At 69.3% G+C, this 21,652-nt stretch carries 10 protein-coding genes and 1 pseudogene; 4 read left to right on the top strand and 7 right to left on the bottom strand.

Translation table 11 applies throughout. From position 1 onward, the window contains the following. The first annotated feature begins 16 nt into the window (after positions 1-16). Positions 17-6,256, top strand: a complete 6,240-nt coding sequence (locus tag RZ1_RS21235) for a non-ribosomal peptide synthetase (protein ID WP_307718288.1) — start codon at positions 17-19, stop codon at positions 6,254-6,256. A gap of 68 nt (positions 6,257-6,324) precedes the next feature. Then, complete coding sequence (locus tag RZ1_RS21230) at positions 6,325-7,359, top strand: alpha/beta hydrolase (protein ID WP_083583823.1); 1,035 nt, start codon at positions 6,325-6,327, stop codon at positions 7,357-7,359. 93 nt (positions 7,360-7,452) lie between these two features. On the opposite strand, the gene RZ1_RS21225 is transcribed toward RZ1_RS21230, so the two are convergent. Next, positions 7,453-7,938, bottom strand: a complete 486-nt coding sequence (locus RZ1_RS21225; protein WP_139281920.1) for a lipase family alpha/beta hydrolase — start codon at positions 7,936-7,938, stop codon at positions 7,453-7,455. Here RZ1_RS21225 and RZ1_RS31435 point away from each other — a divergent pair. Next, positions 7,850-8,047: pseudogene (locus RZ1_RS31435) on the top strand (esterase family protein); the annotation flags it as partial. The gene RZ1_RS21225 and the pseudogene RZ1_RS31435 overlap by 89 nt on opposite strands. A 223-nt stretch (positions 8,048-8,270) precedes the next feature. Here the strand turns inward: RZ1_RS31435 and RZ1_RS21220 are convergent. After that, entirely contained in the window at positions 8,271-11,363 is a 3,093-nt protein-coding gene (locus RZ1_RS21220; RefSeq protein WP_072814489.1) for a (Fe-S)-binding protein, read from the bottom strand. 405 nt (positions 11,364-11,768) lie between these two features. On the opposite strand from RZ1_RS21220, the gene RZ1_RS21215 reads away from it, so the two are divergent. Then, positions 11,769-12,455, top strand: coding sequence for a DUF8020 domain-containing protein (locus RZ1_RS21215; RefSeq protein WP_072814488.1), 687 nt, complete (start codon positions 11,769-11,771; stop codon positions 12,453-12,455). A gap of 393 nt (positions 12,456-12,848) precedes the next feature. On the opposite strand, the gene RZ1_RS21210 is transcribed toward RZ1_RS21215, so the two are convergent. From RZ1_RS21210 to RZ1_RS21190, 5 genes are all read right to left on the bottom strand, one after another. Continuing rightward, on the bottom strand, positions 12,849-14,141 hold the full coding sequence (locus RZ1_RS21210) for a S1 family peptidase (protein WP_072814487.1): 1,293 nt from the start codon (positions 14,139-14,141) through the stop codon (positions 12,849-12,851). Between the two features lie 161 nt (positions 14,142-14,302). Beyond that, entirely contained in the window at positions 14,303-15,619 is a 1,317-nt protein-coding gene (locus tag RZ1_RS21205) for a S1 family peptidase (RefSeq protein WP_072814486.1), read from the bottom strand. Positions 15,620-15,682: 63 nt separating this feature from the next. Beyond that, complete coding sequence (locus RZ1_RS21200) at positions 15,683-17,299, bottom strand: DUF7159 family protein (RefSeq protein WP_139281919.1); 1,617 nt, start codon at positions 17,297-17,299, stop codon at positions 15,683-15,685. Continuing rightward, complete coding sequence (locus RZ1_RS21195; protein ID WP_072814484.1) at positions 17,290-19,764, bottom strand: LuxR C-terminal-related transcriptional regulator; 2,475 nt, start codon at positions 19,762-19,764, stop codon at positions 17,290-17,292. Before RZ1_RS21195 ends, RZ1_RS21200 begins: the two co-directional genes overlap by 10 nt. Positions 19,765-19,771: 7 nt before the next feature. Then, positions 19,772-21,547 (bottom strand): Hsp70 family protein, encoded by a 1,776-nt coding sequence (locus tag RZ1_RS21190; protein ID WP_072814483.1) that lies wholly within the window; start codon positions 21,545-21,547, stop codon positions 19,772-19,774. Positions 21,548-21,652: the final 105 nt, after the last annotated feature.

Raw genomic sequence — 21,652 nt, 5'->3', positions numbered from 1 at the left:
CAGCGGTACCCCCGGCATTGCGATCGGAACCCCCGTCGCGGGCCGAGGCCGAGCCGAACTCGACGACCTCATCGGCATGTTCGTCAACACCCTGGTTCTCCGAACCGATGTCTCCGGGGACCTGTCCTTCGCGGACCATCTCGAGCGGGTTCGTGACGCAGACCTGGGCGCATTCGCACACGCCGACGTCCCGTTCGAGAGACTGGTCGAGGTGCTCGACCCGCCGCGGTCTCAGGCGCGCAATCCGCTGTTCCAGGTGATGCTCGCGTTCGAGCACAGCACCGGAACCGACTTCTCGCTGGGCGACCTGTCGATCTCGGCGGTGGACTTCGGTGAAATGCCGGCCAAGTTCGACCTGCACATCACGGTGGCGGAGTCGTCCGACGCGGACGAACTGACAGTCCGCATCCAGTACGCGAGGGATCTGTTCGACGAACCGGCTATCGTCGCGTTCGCCGATCGTTTCGTGCGCGTTCTCGCCGCGGCGGCGGCTCGTCCGCACGTTGCGGTCGGTGACATCGACCTCCTCACGGTTCCCGAGAGGGCACGCATCCGGGCAGCGCAGACCGGTGTCGCGCGAGTGATCCGGGCCGGAACGATCCTCGAACAGGTCTCGGCGCGCGCGACTCGGACTCCGGATGCGGTGGCGGTGGTTTCGGACGATGTCCAGCTGTCGTATGCACAGTTCGATGCGCGAGTGAACCGGCTTGCACGCGAGCTGATCGACCGCGGTGTCGGCCCGGAATCCCGCGTCGCCGTCTTCATGGCCCGCTCCGTCGACATGCTCGTGGCGCTGTATGCGGTCGTGGCTGCGGGCGGCGCGTATGTGCCGCTCGACCCCGAACATCCCGCCGACCGCTCCCGGTACGTGCTGGTGACGGCATCGCCGCTGCTCGTTCTGACCACGGCGAGGGAGCAGGGCGCAGTTCCGGCCGACGCGGACGTGCTCGTTGTCGACCAACTCGATCCGTCCAGGTGGTCCGGCGCTCCGGTCACCGACGGTGACCGGATCTCACCGCTGCGACCGCAGAACACCGCGTACGTGATCTTCACTTCCGGTTCCACCGGACGCCCGAAGGGCGTTGCGGTCAGCCACGGTGCCGTTGCCAATCAGATCGCGTGGATCTCGGACCGGTTCGATCTCGGCGCCGACGACACCGTGCTGCTCAAGACCCCGTTCACGTTCGACGTGTCGGTGTGGGAACTGTTCGGGCCCTTGGCCTGCGGCGCGCGCCTGGTGGTGGCCTCCGCCGACGGTCACCGGGACCCCGGATACCTGGTCGCGGCGATCCGCAGGTATGCCGTCACGCTCGTGTCGTTCGTCCCCTCGATGCTCGACGCGTTCGTCGAACATGCCGAATCCGGTTCGTGTGGCTCGCTGCGGGCGGTGCTCGCTGCCGGCGAGGCACTGCCGGCCCGGACTGTCGCCCGGCTGAATTCTCGGCTGCCGGACACCGCCGTTCACAACCTCTACGGACCTACCGAATTCACGGTGCACGCCACCGAAGTACCTGTGCATGGTGACTGTTCGGTGGTCCCGATCGGTACCGCGGTCTGGAACAGCGCAACCTATGTCCTCGACGGGCGGCTGCTGCCGGTGCCCGACGGCGTGCCGGGCGAGCTGTATCTGTCCGGTCGTCAGGAGGCAAGAGGATACCTGGGGCGCCCCGGGCTGACCGCGGATCGGTTCGTCGGCGACCCGTTCGTGATCGGCGGGCGCATGTACCGCACAGGTGATCTCGTGCGGCGGAACCGTTCCGGGCAGCTCGAGTACCTCGGGCGCAGCGACTTCCAGGTGAAGCTGCGCGGGCTGCGTATCGAACCGGGCGAGATCGAGGCGGTGCTCCGAGACGATCCGCAGGTGTCGTCCGCTGCCGTGATCGTGTGGCAAGACCGCCTCGTGGCATACGTGACTCCCTACGAAGGCGTGCTCGAGGTCGAGCTCGTCCGTCGTGAGGCGGTGCGCCGGCTCCCGCGGTACATGGTTCCGGAAACGATCATGGTGCTGGATGCTCTGCCCCTCAACGCATCCGGCAAGGTGGATCGGAAGGCGTTGCCGGAGCCGGTACCGGAGGATCGGGTGTACCGGGCCCCGGTGGGCTCGGTGCAGCGGTCGGTCGCAGCGGTATTCGCCGAGGTGCTCGACGTCGAGCAGGTCGGATTGGACGACGACTTCTTCGCGCTGGGCGGCAACTCTCTGAGTGCGACCCGGGTGGCCGCGCGGGTCGGCGCCGCAGTGGACGCGCGGATTCCGGTGCGGACGTTGTTCGAGGCGTCGACGGTGGAGGGGTTGGCCGCGGCGGTCTGCGCCCTGGCCGGCGCCGGTGGGGTCTTGCCGCTGGTTCGGCAGCGGCGCCCGTACCCGGTTCCGTTGTCGTTGGCGCAGCAGCGGATGTGGTTCCTCAATCGGTTCGACTCGGCGTCCGCGGTGAACAATGTCCCGGCGGCGATCCGACTGTCGGGTGCGCTGGATGTGGATGCGCTGCGATGTGCGGTCGGCGATGTGGTGGCGCGGCACGAAATTCTGCGAACCTGCTATCCCGATGTCGACGGTGTCGGCACTCAAATGGTGGTGCCGGCAGCGCGGGCGCGGATCGAGCTGGCGGTGCAGTCGGTGTCGGAGCGGGATCTGCCGGAGGTTGTCACCGGCTGTCTGGGTGTGGGTTTCGATGTGACGGGTTCGCCGCCGCTGCGCGTCCGGTTGCTGCGGTTGTCCGATGTCGAGCACGTGTTGGTTGTGGTAGTGCATCACATCGCGGCCGACGGGTTTTCGATGGGTCCTTTGGCGCGGGACGTGATGAGGGCATATGCGTCCCGGTCGGTGGGGGAGGCCCCGTCGTGGGATCCGCTCGACGTGCAGTATGCCGACTACGCGTTGTGGCAGCGGGCGGTACTCGGATCCGAAGACGATCCGGATTCGGTGATGTCGCGGCAGGTGGCGTTCTGGTCCGACGGGTTGGCCGGTGTTCCGGAGGTGCTCGAATTGCCGACGGATCGGCCGCGTCCGGCGGTGGCGTCGAATCGTGGTGCCGTTCATCGGTTCGTGGTGGAGCCGGGTGTGGTGTCCGCGATCGACGCGCTGGCCGCGGAGTTCGGCGTCACCAGGTTCATGGTGGTGCACGGAGTGTTCGCCGTTCTGCTGGCGCGGCTGTCGGGAACGGACGACATCGTGATCGGGACTCCGGTGGCAGGGCGGGGTGAGCGCGCGCTGGACGACCTGATCGGGATGTTCGTCAATACGTTGGTGTTGCGCACCCCGGTTTCCGGGGGGAAGTCGTTCGCGGAAATGCTCGGCCGGGTCCGGGAGGTGGATCTGGGGGCGTTCGGTCACGCGGATGTGCCGTTCGAGCGGTTGGTGGAAGTGCTCGATCCGGTTCGGTCGATGTCGTGGAATCCGTTGTTCCAGGTGATGTTGACGTTGCAGAACACGGATCCGGCGCGGTTCGAGCTGCCGGGATTGACGGTTGCGGCGGTCGAAACGCATGTGCCGATGGCGAAGTTCGATCTCCAGCTCACGTTGTCGGAGTCGTCCGACGGCGGGTTCGCTGCCGAGTTCACCTATGCGACGGATCTGTTCGACGAGGCGACGGTCGTGTCGTTTGCGGAGCGGTTCGGCCGGTTGCTGTCGGTCCTTGTCGAGAATCCACATGTCCGGGTGAGCGAGGCAGAGATTCTCACTGTCGATGAGCACCGGTCGTTGCTGGCCTCGGGCCGTGGAGCCGTGGTGCCGCTGCCGGGGACGGTCGTCCCGGATCTGCTGGCCCTGCAGGCCGAGCGGTCGCCGGCAGCGGTGGCGATCTCGGCCGGGACGCCGGCTCTCACCTATTCGGCGTTCGAGCAGAGAGTGAATCGACTTGCCCGTCACCTGATTTCGCTGGGGATTGCTCCAGAGGTTCCGGTCGCGGTGGCGATGCGCCGCTCCGTCGAGATGGTGGTGGCCCTGCACGCGGTGCTGGCAGCGGGCGGTGTATATGTTCCGGTCGATCCGGAGCAACCGGACGAGCGATTGTCCTACCTGCTCGACACGGCCGATCCACGGCTTGTCCTGACGACGTCGGGTGAAGAGATCGGTACCGGCCGGACCGTCGTGAACATCGACGCCCTCGATGTGTCCGGCTACGCGAGCGACTCGATCCGCGCGGACGAACGGCATGCCGCGCTGCGGCCGCAGAACGCGGCGTACGTGCTGTTCACATCGGGGTCGACGGGACGCCCGAAGGGAGTGGCGGTCTCGCACGAGGCGGTGGTCAACCAGTTGTCCTGGATGCAGGCCGAGTACCTTTTGAACGCGTCGGACGTGGTGCTGCTCAAGACGCCGGCGACGTTCGACGCGTCGGTGTGGGAGTTGCTGTGGCCGTTCGCCTCCGGTGCACAGATGGCAATCGCGGAACCGGACGGCCATCGTGACCCGGCGTATCTGGCCCGCGCACTCGTCGACATGGGTGTGACTGTCGCGCAGTTCGTTCCGACGGTGCTCGACGCGGTGCTGGACCTCGTGGACGAGCCCACGCCGGCGTTGCGCCTGGTCTTCGCGGGCGGCGAAGCACTGCCGGTGTCCACCGCACTGCGCGCTCGGACGTGGTTCGATGCTCAGGTCCACAACCTGTACGGGCCGACCGAGGTGACGATGCAGGCCACGCATCGTCACGGTGGCGAGGCCGTCGCGGGGTCGCACGTGCCGATCGGCGCACCGGTCTGGAATACCGACGGGTGGGTGCTCGATGCGCGGATGCGGCCGGTTCCGGTCGGTGTCGTCGGCGAACTGTATCTGTCGGGTAACCAGCTCGCGCGGGGCTATGCGGCCCAGCCCCGGTTGACTGCCGAGAGATTCGTGGCGAATCCGTTCGGTGGCGCGGGGCAGCGGATGTACCGGACGGGCGATCTGGCGCGGTGGAACCGCAACGGGGAGCTCGAATATGCGGGCCGAATCGATGAACAGGTGAAGCTGCGGGGCCAGCGCATCGAGCTCGGTGAGATCGAATCCGTTCTGCGTGAATTTGATTCGGTTGCCGCTGGTGCGGTCGCGGTGCGTTCCGACCGGCTGGTCGGATATGTGGTCCCGGACGGCGAGGTCTCGACGTCCGTGCTGCGGGCTGCGATGGGCGCCGTACTGCCGTCGTTCATGGTGCCGTCGAGCTTTGTGATGCTCGATGCGTTGCCTCTCAATGCCTCCGGCAAGTTGGACCGGAAGGCGTTGCCGGATCCGGTCTTCGAAGTCCGTGAGTTCCGGCCACCGGTCAACGGTGTCGAGCAGGCCGTGGCGGCGGTGTTCGAGGATGTGCTGGGCATCGAGCGGGTCGGACTCGATGACGACTTCTTCGCGCTCGGCGGAAACTCGCTCGTGGCGACGCAGGTGACCGCACGCCTGCGTGCCGAGCTGAATTCCGAAGTACCGCTGCAGTTGTTGTTCCGGGACTCGACCGTCGAAGGCCTGGCCGGTCTGATTGCGGGCGCTGCCGAGCTGATCGGGACGCATGCGATCGGCCCCATGCTGCCGCTGCGCGAGCACGGGTCGGGGACGCCCTTGATCTGCGTGCACCCGATCGTCGGCCTGTCCTGGTGCTACACCGGACTCGCTCGTCGAGTGGATACCGATATCCGGGTGTACGGCCTGCAGACACCAGCGGTCTCGGAGGACGACTTCGCTCCCGGCTCACTCGAAGCACTCGCGGAACGGTACATCGACGAGCTTCGAAAGGTGCAGCCGGAAGGGCCGTACCGCCTGCTCGGGTGGTCACTCGGTGGTGTGATCGCGCACGCCATGGCCGTGCAACTCCAGCGGTCCGGAGCACAGGTGGAGTTGCTGGTGATGCTCGACAGTTTCACCGGGACGGACGCGGCCTCCGGCGAGGTCTCCGAGGTCTCGATGAGCGAAGTGCTCGCCGGTTTCGATCTCGACCCGGAGGTGATCGGCGACGATACCGCGGGCATCGTCGCGGCCCTGTCGTCGCTGACCGGTTGTTCGCCGGAGCGGACGGAGCAGGTGGTGACGAGCCTGTTCGATGCAGCCGAACGGAACTCCGGGCTGATGGCACGGTACGAGCCCGAGCGCTTCGACGGCGACGTCGTCTACTTCACAGCCGCCGAGGACGATCCGACGCGGACGCGAGGCGCTGCCGGGTGGCGCGACGCGGTCACCGGCGTGGTGCGGAATCATCCGGTGCCGTCGACGCACTGGGGGATGACCTCGCCGGAAGCCCTCGAATCCATCGTGCCGATCCTGAACAAGGTATTGACGGACGGCGTGGTCGAGTGATCACAATGCGGCAGGCACGTTCGGTACGCTCCGGACGATCGATGAGCACAAGGGCGGAAATTTCGGCAATGTACAGCGAAGCATTTCGTCGCGCAGGACTGTGCGCCGGCATGGTCCTCACACTCGGTGTTGCACCGCTCGGGCAAGCGGTCGCTGCTCCGGTGCCGGGGCACAGCACGTCCGCCGCAGCCGCTGTGGATCGCATCGAACGGGTCGACGAGCGCAGGTGGGACATGTTCGTCTACTCGCCGTCCATGGAGCGTGTCATTCCGCTGCAGGTGATTCGCCCCGCCGACACCGGTGTGCCCCGGCCGACGCTGTACCTGCTCAACGGTGCGGGCGGAGGCGAAGACGGAGCAAACTGGCTGAACCAGACCGACATCCTCGATTTCATGGGCGACAAGAACGCCAATGTGGTGATCCCGGCCGAGGGAATGTACACCTACTACACCGATTGGCAGCAGGACGACCCGAAGCTCGGGCGTCAGAAATGGCAGACGTTCCTCACCCAGGAATTGCCGCCCGTCGTCGACGAGGCGCTCGGCGCGAACGGAATCAACGCGATCGCGGGCCTGTCGATGTCGGCGACCTCGGCGCTCGATCTGGCGATCCAGGCGCCGGGTCTGTACCGTGCCGCCGCGTCGTACAGCGGCTGCGCCCAGACCGGTAGCCCGCTCGGGCAGACCTACATTCGATCCGTCGTCGAGGTGATGGGGGAAATCGACGCCACGAACATGTGGGGCCCGTTCAACGGACCGGGATGGAAGGAACACGATCCGACGCTGAACGCGGAGAATCTGCGAGGACTGTCGCTCTACATCTCGAACGGCACGGGACTGCCCGGCCCGTACGAGAATCCGGCGTTACCACGCACCCCACAGTCGCCGCCGCTCGCCGATCAGATCGTCGTCGGCGGCACCATCGAAGCGGCGACCAACGTGTGCGCCCGTGCGCTGGCCGGCAGGTTGAACGATCTCGGCATCCCGGCGACCTTCCACTTCCGGAACGAGGGCACACATTCGTGGGGATACTGGCAGGACGAGCTGCGGCGCTCGTGGCCGCAGCTGGCTACCGCTCTCGAGCTCGAATCCGCAGGCGGGTAGTCCATCCACCGAACCGCCGCTGTCCGGTCTGCGAGCGAGGTCGTCACCGGGGCCGTGCGCGACGCTGGTCGTCCTGGGAACTGGGATCTGCGGTCACCGCCGCGTGTGGGTGTCGCGCTCGGTGAGGATGTTGGTGTACGCCACGGAGTCCACGAACGGACCGGCAGTGTGGAGGCGGTCGATGAAGTCCGAGTCCGGGTGCATTTCGCTGCACGCCGGGCAGACCGCATACTGCGCGTCACGGACCAGGCCGTCGCCCTTGATGAGATCCGTGCCGTGCCACAGCGGTGCGAGCGAGACGTTCCGATCGACCTTCGCGGCTCCCTCGAGGAACCGTATCCAGTAGGCGGCGACGAGTGTTCCCAGCGAGTGACCCAGGACGTCGACCTTCTCTGCGCCGCTTTCGGCGAGGACCTCATCGACGAACGCCGAAAGCTGGTGTGCGCTGCGGTCGATCGCGTCGCCGTGGATCAAGAACGAGGCGAAGCGCGCCGAAGTCGTGGTGAAGGGCGGGCTGATCGAGGCTGCGACCGCGAAGTGCACCCGGCGGATGGCCGCCCGGCTGGACGAACTGAACATTCCTGCGACCGTCGATCTTCACGACGACGGCGTCCACAGTTGGGGCTACTGGCAGGACGACCTGCACAGGTCCTGGCCGGTGATCGGCGGGGCCATCGGCGCTCTCTGAATCGTGGCGGCGTCCGGCCATCGCGTTCGAACCGGATCCGGACCGGGACGTAACCGCGGCGTGCTCAGTCATCCGCTGCCGCAATCGTCACGGCGGATGACCGGCGGCCGAGCGGATCCGTGGGGCCGGTCGGGTCCGTCGAGGAAGCACCCTCCGACGCGAACACCCCCTCCGGCGGACCGGAGGGGGTGTTCGTTGCTGGGGTTACCGAGCCCCGACGGGTCTACCGACGGCCGGGCGGCTTGATGCCACCCTTGATCTGCAGCCCGCCCGGCTTCGCCTTCGGCGGCGGCGGGACGTCCGCGGCCGGCTTGGCGGGAGCCGGAGTCTCCTCGGCAGCGGGTGCCTCGGGCTCGGCGGTCACGGGTGCTTCGGCGGCCTGTGCGGCGGGGGCAGCGGCGGCAGGTGCCGCGGCCTTCTTGGCGCCCGGAGCCTTGAATCCGCTCTTCATCTGCAGCCCGCCCGGCTTCGCCTTCGGCGGTTCCGTCACGGCGGGGGCCTCGGCAGCCGGTGCGTCCGCGGCAGGTGCCTCAGGTGCCGGAGCAGCCGGTGCGGCGGGCGCAGCAGCGGCAGGTGCCGCGGCCTTCTTGGCGCCCGGAGCCTTGAGCCCGCCCTTCATGGCCAGCCCACCCGGCTTGGCCTTCGGGGCGGCCGGCGCGGCGGGAGCCTCGGCAGCGGGTGCCTCGGCGGCCGGTGCGGCGGGGGCAGCGGCGGCAGGTGCCGCGGCCTTCTTCGCGCCCGGAGCCTTGAGCCCGCCCTTCATCGCCAGACCACCCGGCTTGGCGGCAGGTGCCGCCGGAGCCGCGGGTGCCTCGGCCACCGGAGCGGCGGCGGGGGCGTCGGCCTTCGCGCCGGGCGCCTTGAGGCCGCCCTTCATCTGCAGGCCACCGGGCTTGCCACCCGGAGCCTTCAGGCCGCCCTTCATCTGCAGTCCGCCGCCCTTCGGCGCGGCCGGAGCCGCCGCCGCTGCCGGTGCGGCTGCGGCTTCCTCGACCTCGGCGACACGTTCGGCTTCGAGTTCCTCGGCCTCGACCTCTGCGGTGACCGGGGTCTGCGGCTTCTCGGCCTGCACGACCTTGATGTTCGCGCTGAGCTGGTCGGCCTCGAGCCGCGAAATCGACGACAGCATCAGCTGCGCGACGTCGACGACCTCGACACCTTCACCCTGACCCTGTTCCTGGCGGGCGGTGACACCGTCGGTGAGCATCACGCGGCAGAACGGGCAGCCGGTCGCGATCTTGGACGGGGCCGTGGTGAGTGCCTCGTCGACACGGTCGATGTTGATGCGCTTACCGATGCGCTCTTCCATCCACATGCGGGCACCGCCGGCACCACAGCACATCGAGCGTTCACCGTGACGCGGCATCTCCCGCAGCGTCGCACCGGAGGCTTCCATCAGCTCACGCGGCGCGTTGTACACCTTGTTGTGCCGACCCAGGAAGCACGGATCGTGGTAGGTGACGTCCTCGCCCAGACGCGCGACCGGCACCAGCTTCTTCTGCCGCACCAGGCGGTTGAGCAGCTGGGTGTGGTGCACGACCTCGTAGTGGCCGCCGACCTCGGGGTACTCGTTGTTCAGCGCGTTGAAGCAGTGCGCACACGTCACGACGATCTTGCGCTTGGACTTCTCGGTGCCCTCGAAGACCGAATCGATCACCGCGATGTTCTGCTGCGCCAGCTGCTGGAACAGGAACTCGTTTCCGGCGCGGCGAGCCGAGTCACCGGTGCAGGTTTCCTCGGCGCCGAGCACCATGAACTTGGTGCCCGCCGTGGCGAGGAGTTCGGCGACGGCCTTGGTGGTCTTCTTCGCCCGGTCCTCGTAGGCACCGGCGCAACCGACCCAGAACAGGTACTCGTAGCCGTCGAAGCTGTCCGCGTCCTGACCGAACACCGGGATCTCGAAGTCCATCTCGGAGATCCAGTTCAGGCGGTCCTTGGCGTTCTGCCCCCACGGGTTGCCCTTGTTCTCCAGGTTCTTGAACAGGCCCGCGAGTTCGGACGGGAAGTCCGATTCGATGAGCACCTGGTAGCGGCGCATGTCGACGATGTGGTCGACATGCTCGATGTCGACCGGGCACTGCTCGACGCACGCACCGCAGTTCGTGCACGACCACAGTGTCTCGGTGTCGATGACCGGGGCCAGCTCGCCCGCCTCGACGAGTTCGGCGGTTTCACCGACGAGCTTGCGGCCGGCTTCGGCGCGAGCTGCCTCGGGGATCTTTGCGAGCGCGGCCTCGTTGACGTTGCCGTCGCCGTCGACCAGACCGATCTCGTCGCCGCCGAGGTCCTTGCGGCCACCGGCCAGCAGGTAGGGGGCCTTCGCGTAGCCGTGGTCGCGCAGCGACATCACGAGCAGCTTCGGGGACAGCGGCTTGCCGGTGTTCCAGGCCGGGCACTGGGACTGGCAGCGCCCGCACTCGGTGCAGGTCGTGAAGTCCAGCCAGCCCTTCCACGAGAAGTCCTCGATCCGGCCGGCACCGAAGGTGTCCTTGTCCGGGTCGGCGTCTTCCATGTCGACGGGCTTGCCGCCGGACATCATCGGCTTGACCGCGCCGAGCGCGACGTCACCGTCGTCCTCACGCTTGAAGTAGATGTTGAAGAACGCGGCGAACCGGTGCCAGGCCACACCCCAGGTGATGTTGCGGCCGACGATGTAGAGCCAGATCATGCCGGACATCAGCTTGACGAACGCGAAGATCGACACCATCACGGCGCTCGCCGGCAGCAGCTTGGCGAGGTTCATCGTGAAGAAGTCGGTGCTCATGTGGCCGCCGCCGTAGGTGGCGATCTTGCCGGCCTTCACGAAGATCATGCCGAGGCCCTCGATGAGGACGACGGTCTCGACGAAATAGGCGGCCTTGAAATCCGAGCCGCCGAAGCGCGACAACCGGCCCGGCTGACGCGGGTGGTTGAGCTGGCGGATGATGATCAGCGTGACGATGCCGATCACCGTGCCGAGGCCGAGGATCTCGTCGATGAAGTGGTAGACGGCGGTGCCACCGATGAGAGGCCAGTGGAACTTGGGGTTGAAGGTCTGTCCGTATGCCTCGAACCAGACGATGGCGCCGAGCAGGAAGCCGACCATCACGAGCCAGTGGGCCCAGCCGACGGTACGGAATTTGTTCATTCGCGTGTGTGCGAGGAACTCGACGACCATCTGCTTGAAGCGCGGGAAGAACGGCCGCCACCGATCCGGGGCCGGTTGGCCGATCCGGACGGTGTTGACCATCTTCAACGCGCCGCCGATGAACGAGTACCAACACACGAGGCTCAGCAGCACGCCGATCGTGCCCAACGTGATCGTCAGGGCATTCATACGTGGCCTTTCGTGTCGGGGGCGGCTCCGGGCCGCCTGGTATAAGCTCCAGCATCCTAACGCGTCATAAGTTACCCGTCAGTAACTACTGATGAGTTACTCGCGGGTAACTTGCGTGGAGTGCTGGTAGATCTCTGCGCACAAGGTAAACGTCGAACCTTCGTCCCGGATTGCTCAGGATTACCTAAGTATCTCGGATATCGAATCGGCGGCCGGCGCACGGCTTTCGCTTACAAATGTGGCTCGACCCGGTAACGAAGTTGTCTGTGATTTCCGATATGATCTCGGACAGCCGTGCAAGCTGGGGTTTTCGTGCGATGGGGAGCGGGACTCGGAGCTGTACGCAGGTCAATCCAGGGGGGCGTCCGTCGGGGGCGTGCGCCACATGTCACAGAACGGGAACAAATGAAGCTCAGGAAGCTTGCGGCGGTCGCCACCATGACCATCGCCGCGATGGGGATCACTGCGGGCACGTCGTACGCGGCGCCCGCGGAGGCGGCGCAGGACGAGATCAACTACGAGGTCAAGGCCGAGGGCGACTCCATTGTCACCGTCATCGACGCCGGCGCGTTCCAGGTCTCGGGCGACGGCAAGAGCGTCGAGCTCCAGGACGGCGACGGCAAGGCCGTCGTCAGCCTGCCGCTCGCGATCCAGCTCGGCGACATCCAGATGCCGTTCGAGCGGGAGATCAGCGAGGACGGCAAGACCCTCACGCTGACCCCGGTCACGGATCCGGCCAAGGCCACCCCGGTTGCGCCCGAGGACAAGGTCGCCCGTGGACTCACTCCGGTCAGCCTCAAGCTGAGCGATGTCGCGTCGCCGGAGGAGAACCTCAAGGCTCAGCAGAACTTCAGCTCGCAGCTCGCCATCGCCACCGCGGTCGGCGGCCTGACGGGCACCGTCATCGGTGCGCTGGTTGGCGGCCTCGGCTTCCTCGGTGGCCCGGCCGGCCTGGCGTCCGTCCCGCTCGGCGCTGGAATCGGCGGCGTTATCGGCACGATCGTTGCGGGAGGCCCGACCCTGGTTATCGCCGGTATCGGCCTGATCCAGACTCTCACCGCACCTCCGGGCACCACTCAGTACGCGCGGTAGTACGCGGATAGACAGCGGCCCCGCCACCCGATGGGTGGCGGGGCCGCTGTTCTTCGGGGACTCAGAAGAGGTTCAGCAGGATCAACCTGGCAGCGTTGATGATGATCTCGCCCGAATACACGATCAGATCAGCTCCGACCACACTCAGATCACTCGACATTCGGCTACCTTTCGTCCGAACCGCGCGCCCACTGCAGGCACCGGGTAACACACATCGGTCCGGCCGGACGACCGCCCGAGCCGGACCTCTTGTTGCCGAATCGTAACCCCACTCGGTGTCCAGCGCCCGGAACCGTTCCCGGTGTGGCTGTTGCCGATCTCTGGAATGTGCAAGGGCCCGTCTCCTCGAGGAGACGGGCCCTTGCACGTGGATCGGAGCCGGCTACCGGCGGATCACCAGGTCCGGACCTTCAGACCCGGATTCTCGGAGAGAATCGCGGAGATCGGCGTGGCGTACAGCTCGGGGTTCTCACCCAGGATGCCGCTGACGACGCCGGCGATCTCGCACATCTGGTACTGGCCGACGTTCGACGCGCTGGAGATGCCCAGGGCGAGGGTGCCGGTCACCAGGGTGCCGCCGCTGTCGCCCTGCAGGGCGCACAGGTTGGTGGAGAAACCGCCGTTGAGCACACGGTGGCCGATCTCGACGGTCTGGTTCGACGCGGTCACGACACCGCAGCTGTACCCGGTGCGGACACCGGACTTGCACACGGGCGCGCCGACGACCGGCTCTGCGGTGCCGGTGACCGCCAGAGGCGCTGCGAACGGGACGCGCACGCCGTTGTTCTCGAAGCGGCCACGCGCCTCGGCCGTCGGGCGGATCAGCGCGTAGTCACGGCGGTCGAGGCTGGTCTTCTCGAACGTGCCGATCTGCTGGCCGAGATCCTCACCGACGAGCTCGAAGATCTCCGACGCGTACTGCGTGCCGGCCTGGGCGCGGTTGGGATCGCAGTGACCGGCGGTGATGTTCACGGGCCGATTGGAGCCGTCGACACCGTTGAACCCGAGCGAGCAGCGCAGGCCGGTGCCGGCACCGAACGCGGCGTAGGCGTCGCCACCGAACAGCGAGTCCGGCGACGCCAGCCCGGCGATCGGCGCGAGCTTCAGCAGCTCCGGCTCCAGCGTGGACGGCGCGAGCAGCACCCGCGCGCCCTGAAGGGCGTCGGGGAGCTGCAGGCCGGCGACATCGGAGGCGCGCACCACGACGTCGTTGTGCACGACGTCGATCGCGATGCCGCGCACCAGATCGGCGACCGCCGGGGGCTGCGTGTCGAGCCAGTCGTTCAGCTGCTTCGACAGGCCCTCCAGCTCGCCTTCGCTGTGTTCGGCGGGCCGGACCGTGAATCCCTCGTCCTCGGCGGCGTCCCGCGCGGCGTCGTGGTTGTCACCGTCGGTCAGGCCGACGGTCGGGGTGCCCTGCTCGTCGAGCCAGGCACCGGCGAACACGTCCGCGAACTTCTCGCGGGCGGTCGCCGCGAACTTCGCGAGCTCCTGGCTGCGGTCGGCATCGGCGACGAAACGCTCGGGGCTGATGCCGAGGTCGCGCGCAAGCGCGTCGACCAGCTCGGTGGGCAGGTCGACGGGCGTGCCGGCCGGTTCGGCCTGCGCGAGGGCGACGGCGGGGCCGAGCAGCAACAGGGCTGCCGAACCGATCACCGCTGCCCGACGTGCAAAGGAGCGTCGCATGGATGCCTTCCTCATAGGTCCTGCTCGTGCGCAGGTTTGGCGACTACACAGATCTTGCTGATCACGCGGTCTGGCTGGTCACGCAAAGACGCCGTCCCGAAGCCGGGGCGGCAGTCGTTGCGTCAGATCATATGGGGTGAAGCGATATGCATCACGTCGGGTCAGGCAGGATCGGCAGCGGTCCGCACCCGAGCGCCCGTGGTGTTCTCGATGTCGCGAATCGGGATACCGAGGCTGGACGTGCCGCCGTCCGGCGCCAGCACCAGGTTCGCCTCCACACAGTCGGGGGCTCCCGCGCTGTTCGAACCGCTGATGACACCGAGCGCGAGGGTGCCGGTGACGATCGCGCCACCGCTGTCGCCGGACAACGTGCACGCGGTGGTCGCGAAGCCGCGGATCGTCGTGCTCTGGCCGTCGGGGTAGACGAGTTGCGTCTCGATACGGTCGGCGGCGACGACACCGCACGTGAAGTACGACGACTGGCCGGACTTGCACACGGGGGCACCGACGACCGGAACCGCCGTGCCGGTGACCGTCAGCGTCGAACCGTTACCGCCCCGCACCACCGGCCGGTCCAGCCCGGCCTCCACACCGGCCTTGTCGAAGCCGATGATGCCGTAGTCGAGGGGGCTGTCGGTGCCGACCGACGAACGGGTGAACGCACCGATGCGGGTGCTCTCGTCGATGTTCTCCCGGTTCGGCAGGTACACGGTGGATCCACCGTCGGCGCGGGCCACCGCATCGCAGTGACCGGCGGTGACGTTCACCGGGTCACCGTTCGGGTCCACCGCGTTGAACCCGAACGAGCAGATGCCGATGCGATCGAGCGGCGTGGAACGCACGTCGCCGTCCGCGGTGATGTAGGTGTCGCCACCGAGCGGCGCCGGATCGTTCGCCGGGAGACCCGGCGTCAGCTGCACCTGCACGTTCGCGATGAGCGACGGCAGATTCAGCGCGCGGCCGATCGGGGTGTTCACGATGTCGACGACAAGCTGGTTGTTCAGCACGTCGATGGACGTGGACTGCACGGCACCGGCCACATCGCGCGGCAGTGCCGCGACCCAGCGGTTCAGTTCGGCCAGCGCCGACTCGAGACCGTCGGCGGACACCGGCGCCACCGTCGCGGTGTAGCCGTCGCGCTCGGCCTGCCGGGCCGCATCGGAGTTCGTGACCGCGACGACGGGCTCGCCGTTCCGGTTGATCCACGCGCCCGCGAAGTCCGCGGGACGCTCGGACCGGAAGTCGCGGGCGTACTCGCCGAGTTCCTGCGCCCGGGCCGACCGCTCGAGGTACTCGTCGGGAGACATGTTCAGATCGCGCTGAACCGCCTCGATCAGCTCGGCGGGAAGCTCGTCCACCGGATCCGCCTGGGCCGTCGCAGCGACCGGACCGATCAACATCAGCGCCGACGCGGCGGCGACAGCAAGCCGGCGAGCGGTGGTACGAGCAGCGGCGCGCGACGCCGACGAGTGACGCATGAAAGTCCTTCGTTGTGATCGGTGTGAGGTTGCGATCGGAAACAGCCTACGGGAGCGGTACAGCTACGAAGCGCCCCCGGGGCGAGCCGGCGACGAACCCGAACCCGGGTCCGGCACTTCCTCGGGGTCGCTCGGCTGCTGGGTCGGCGTCGGGGTGGTGCTCCGATCCCGGTCCCGCTCCCGCGTGGGTTTCTCGTCGGTGGTCTGCCAGCCCGGTGCCGGCCGGGTGGTCGTGGACTGCGGCGCCGTCGTGGTGACGGTGGCCGAACCCGCCTGCCGCGACGTGGCGGGGAGCTCCGCCGCTTCCGCCGGGGCCGTCGAATCGTCCACCGATGCCACCTCGGTCGTGGACCGGGCCGCCGAGGTTGTGGTCGGCGCGGCCGAGGTCGTCGTCTTCGGTGCGCTCGTGGTCGTGGTGGTGGCGGTGGTGGTGGTGGTCGTCGGCGTGGGCTTCGGCGACTGCAATTCCGGAATGGTCGCGGTCACCGACCGGTCCGCCGACGGGTTGGTCTCCGCGGCCGAGCCGCGCTGCGTCAGCACGAGCACGCCCACCACGGCGAGCACCACGACCGCGACGGCGGAGACGGCCAGCAGGATCGGCGACGGCCGCCGGGTGGACTCCTCCTCCGGCATGATCGTCGCCACGTCGCCCGCCCGGGCCGTCGAGACGGGCGCCTGGCCGACCGATGCCCTCGGTGCCTGCGCGGTCGCGGGCATCGCGCGGTGCTGCTCGTGGGGCGTGATCTTCGGGATCATCGTCGTGGCGTCGGGGTCGACGAGACGCGGCGGGGTGCCGTCACCCTGCGGTGTCTGCTTGCGCTGCAGATTCGCGCGGGTCATGGGGATGATCTGGGTCGAGCCGAGGAACTCGACGGAACCGGCCGCGGCGGCCAGCGCAGCGCCGCGCACCATCGTCTGGTGCGGATCCGGCGCGAGCGCGCACCTCGTCCCCAGTCCCGCCTTGACGGACTGCGCGACGAGCTGCGCCGCGGCGGTGTCCACGTTCTCGTCGACGGTGACGACGACGGCATCGAGATTCGCCATCTGCCATCCGTAGCCGGCCAGAGCCGTCGACAGCTGCGTCGTGACGGGCGGTGCGTCGGCGAGCCCGAACCGCACGGGCTTGCCCGCCGCGATACCGGCACGGACCAGCGTGACCGTCGAACCGAGGTCGTCGATGTGGTAGACCGCGACGAGACGTCCGGTCTGACGCGACACCTGCGATTCGAACCAGGCCGCGGCGGCCTCGGCGTCGGACACGAGCGATACATGCCGCAACCCGACGTAGTCGAGGGCGTTGCGCAGCACCGCGACGGTCGCCGGCGCCCACTCCGTCGGATGGGCCGCCACAACGGTGTACTCGCGGTCGCCGATCAGCGGCGCCGCGTCGGCGAGCAGACATTCCATCGCGGTCGCGACCAGGTCCTCGGCGCGGGACAGCGATCCGTCCGAGGCGCGGATGCCCGTCGGGTTGCCGACGTGGCCGAGGAAGTTGGTGAAGGAACTGGCACCCTGATCGAGGATCGGATCGATCTCACCGAGGGTCGCGGTACCGTCCTGGTGCAGGTGCACTGCACTGCGACGTTCGATCGGTGCGGGACCCGGCTGACCGGGCACGGCGGAGGTCACGGCAACCGACGAAACGGTCGTGCCCACGCGCAGGCCGACGCCTATGGACATGCCGAAGTTCCCCCCTTCTGCTCACTGCTGTCACTCATGGTCGTGCTGTCACTCATGGTCGTGCTGTTACCCGAGATCGTGCGATCGTCCGTGCCGTGCCCCATCGCCCGGAGCATGGAGATCAGCTCCGAGCGGGAACCGGCGCCGAGGCGGCGCCGGATCCTCGCGACATGATGTTCGACGGTCTTGCCGGAAATGTACAGGCGTGCGCCGACCTCGCGATAGGTCAGGCCGGAAACCACCAGGTCGGCGACCTGTGCCTCGCGATCGGACAACGGTCCGGTGGACGGGGACACCGTGTCGGCGGATGCGGTCGTGAGCCCGGGGGGCGCGGCCGCCGGGTGACGCAATGCCCGCGCCACCTGGAGCAATGCGGTGGCCGCGGCGGTATCGGTGGCCCGCAGGGCGGCCTCCCCGGCGAGCCGGGCACCGTCCCAGGGAAGCCCGATCGCGGCGAGCGATTCCGCGGCGGCCCGTACCCGGACGGGATCGACGTCGTTCTGCAGCAGCCGCAGCCACGCCTGCCCGGCCCGTGCCAGCGCCGCGGCGTAGGCGGTGGACTCGGCGGCGACGGCCAGGGCGCGGGCGTGCGGGAGCAGCTCGTCCGGCCGCTCCGCCGCGATCGCGGCCTGCACCCCGTACCAGTGCAGCGCCGCGGCCCACAGCGGCGGCTCGCCGAGCGCGGCGAGCAGATCCCGGGCCTGCCCGACGAGATGCGAGATGCGCGGTGCGTCGCCGACCCGGACGGCGGCCAGCCACAGCTCGCCGAGGGGGAGCAGGCTCACCAGGTCGACGGAGTACTCCGCGACGACCCCCTGCGCGGCCTCCCATTCGGCGAGCAGCCGCCCGGAGTCGCCGCTGCGCCGGGCAGCCCCGACCCGCAGGCCGTGCAGGAACAGCAGGTCGCGCTGGAGCGCGGCACGGCCGGACAGATCGTCGGCCGCGGCGGTCGCCGCGGGCAGATCGCCGCCGAGCAGCGCCGCCCACGCCGCCAGCAGCTCGTGCCGGACCGTGAGCGTGGTGTGCCGGGCGAGCACGGTCGTCGCGTGCGTCAGTTCCCCGGAGTGCAGGCACAGCAGCGCCGTGATCGCCTCGACGGTGTCCGGCTGCACGGGTGCGCGCGCCGCCGTCCCGCGCATCGACAGCGCGCGGGTGAGCGCGTTCATCGCGACGCGCCCGTCACCGCCCACCGATTCGCGCATGCCCTCGGCGAGCAGCCGGGTGGCGGCCGCCGACGAGGTGGGAACGATCGAGGTGGTGGCCTCGAGCATCCGCGTCGCGGCCTCGGGGCGGCCGGCGGCGAGCAGCACCGTCGCGCCGATCGCCGCGTCGGCCCCGGCCCGGTCCGGCCCGAGCCACTCGTACAGGTCCGCGCTGCGGCCGAGCATGCCGTCCCCGGCCGCGACGGTCGCCGCGATCCGCACCGCGGTGGCCAGATCCGCCGGGGTGAGCGAGCCGGCGCGTTCGAGAATCTCGTCGGTCAGGGTCGCGGCGGTATGCCGGTCGCCGATCGCGGCGGCCGCTTCGGCGCGGCGCAGCGCCAGGTCCGCCGCGTCGGCCCCGGCGTGCACCGCCGCGGTATACAGGCTGGACGCCTCCGCCGGGTTCGACGAATCTGCCTGGGCGACAAGATAGTCGGCGAGCCGCTCGTCGGTGATCCCGGCCGCCGCGAGGCGCGACGCGACCGGGACGGTGAGCAGGGCGCGGTCGATGCGGCACGACAGCAGTCCCCGGGCGACGGTCCGGAATCCGTGCGGGCCGAGCGCCGCAGCGGGGACACCGGCTGCGGCAGGCACGAGCTCGTCCCCTCCGGCGCAGAGCAGTCCGCTCGCGTGCGCTGCGTCGGCCAGGTCGTGGGCGAGATCGGCGTCCATGCCGAGCACGGCGGCGAGTTCGGCCGGATCGGCGGCGCCGCCCAGCTCGACGAGCGCCAGGACGCCGGCCAGGCCGGGATCGCCGGCGAGCCGGGCCCGCACCCGGTCGACGGCTGCGCGTCGCGGATCCGCGCCCTCCCGCAGCGCGGTCAGTCCCGCGTCCACGAGGTCGCGGGTGCCGCCCGTGAAGGACAGCACCGCACGCACGATCTTCGGATCGGACACCCCGAACGCCGCCGCCCGCGACATCGCGTCGGCCGGGGTCGACGATCGCAGCGTCACGAGGCACGCGTGCGCGGCACCCGTCGTCATCAGGTGCTGCACCTCCGGGCGGTGCGGTCGCGGTTCTGTCGCAACGACGATGCCCAGGTCCCCCCGGGTCATCCGATCGGTCAGGTTCCGAAGCTCCGCCGCGGGCAGGCGGTGTGCGTCGTCGACGACCAGGACACCCTCGCCGGCGCGCGGAAGCGATCGTCGGATCTCGTTGAGCAGCTGCGACTTTCCGGTGTACGCGCCGCCGACGACCAGCAGTCGCGGCGGGTCGGCGGTCAGCGCCTGTGCGACGGCGCGGGGGAGTGCGGGCGAACTCATCCGGCCGTCAGTTTCCGCCGCCGAGCAGGCCGCCGACCGCGTTGCCGGTGCCTTCGACGACCCCGCCGAGGCCGTTGCCGACGCCCTCGACCACCCCGCCGACGCCGTTGCCGACGCCCTCGACCGCGCCGCCGACGCCGTTACCGATCCCTTCGGCGGCCTCGCCCACACCGCCGCCGCTCGGCTGTTGCGGCGCGGCGGGCGGCTGGGTCGTCGTGGGTGCCGGGGCGGTCGGCGACGGGGGCTGCTGCGTGGCAGGCTGCTCCGGCGCCGGTCCACCGGTGGCCGTGGCTGCGGGTGTTCCGGGAGCCCCGGGAGCCCCGGGTGCGGCCGGGGTCGCGGCGCCGGACCCGACCGGGACGACCGAGCCGGGCGATGCGGCGGTCGACGCGGTCGCGGCGGCGGAGGTTCCGCCCCCGGGTGCGGTCCCCTGCGCGACGGTCGGCTCGCCGGTCGTGGTCGGCGCGCCGGTCGCGACCTCGGTCGAGGGAGCGGATTCGACACCGACCTCACCGGCGCTCGTCGTCAGCGTGCCGACCGCGAGTCCACCGCCTGTGACGATCACGATGGCGGCGGCGGCCGCGCCGATCAGCGCGAACCTGCGGGCCCTGGACTTCAGCGGTTCGCCGGGCTTCGATGATTCGACGGGCTCGGCCGCTGCGAGCGCCGGGCGGGTGAACGCGGCGGCTGCCGGGGTCATCACCGGCAGTTCCGTGGTGATCGCTTCGTCCACGGCCGGGATCGGATCGGGTGCGGCGACCGGGGTCGCGAGCGTGTAGGCCGCGGCGAGCGCCGCGCCCGCCGCCACGGTGTCGGCGGGCTGCGGCGATGCCGTGACCGGCAAGCCGAGTTCGAACGAAATAGTTTCGGCGACAAGAGGAATCGAGGACCCGCCGCCGACGAGCAGGACGCGGCTCACATCGGACGGATCGACGTCGGCGATGCGCAGCGCCTCGGAGATCAGCGGCAGCGAGTCCCGCACCGGACCCCGCACGAGCTCCTCGACCTCGTCGCGCACCAGCCGCACGTCGCGCCGGACACCCGGCAGATCGACCGCGACGACGACGTCGGTGTCCGCCGACAGCTCCTCCTTCGCCGCGCGGCACCGGGCCCGCAGCTCGGCCAGCGCGTCCACGGTGTGCGGGTCGAACAGGTCGAGGCCGGCGGTCGCGTCGCCGACGGCGCCGAGCACATGCGTGGTCACGAGGTGATCGAGCACGTCGCCGCTCACCTCGTCGGTCGACAGGGGGCGGCCCAGCAACGCGGGCTCGGCGCCGGTCCGGAGCACCGCGACGTCGAGGGTGCGCGCACCCAGGTCGTAGACCACCACGACGCCGTCGCCCAGCGGGCCGTGTGCCGAGTCGAGCCAGTGCATCGCCGCCACCGGTTCCGGCATCAGCATCGGCCGGTGCAGCCCGGTGCGGACGAGCGCTCCGCGCAGTGCGTCGACGGTGTGCTCGGGCCACGCAGCGGGGTACGTCACCGTCACCGCCCCGTGCGGCGGAGACGCGTGCAGCAGGCAGGACACCGCGGTCGCGGTGAGGTCCTCGCCGGAACAGGAGGTGCCGTCGTCGGACAGGATGCCGACCGGGTCTCCGACTCGGCTCCCGAACCCGGTGAAGACCCGCGGACCGATGCCCTCGCCCAGTTCGGCGGTGCCGTCGTCGTGCAGGCGCACGATGGTGGGACGCCGCAGGACCGTGGGATCGTCGGGTCGTTCGAGCGTGGTGGCAGCGGCCACCGCGTTCGCCGATCCGATCGTGATGCCCAGTCCTGCTGTCATCGGTCGCTCCTACGAGGTTCGTGGCGGGACGGCTCCGCCGTGTCGACCGGATATGTCGCTTTGTGGGGGTCTTCCGTTAGCCGCGCCGCCCGCGGGACGGGGCCG

The organism is Rhodococcus zopfii NBRC 100606 = JCM 9919, assembly GCF_001895025.1.
GTDB classification, from domain to species: domain Bacteria; phylum Actinomycetota; class Actinomycetes; order Mycobacteriales; family Mycobacteriaceae; genus Rhodococcus; species Rhodococcus zopfii.
The sequence above is the reverse complement of the archived record's forward strand: the minus strand, read 5'-3'. Positions and strand labels throughout refer to the sequence as shown.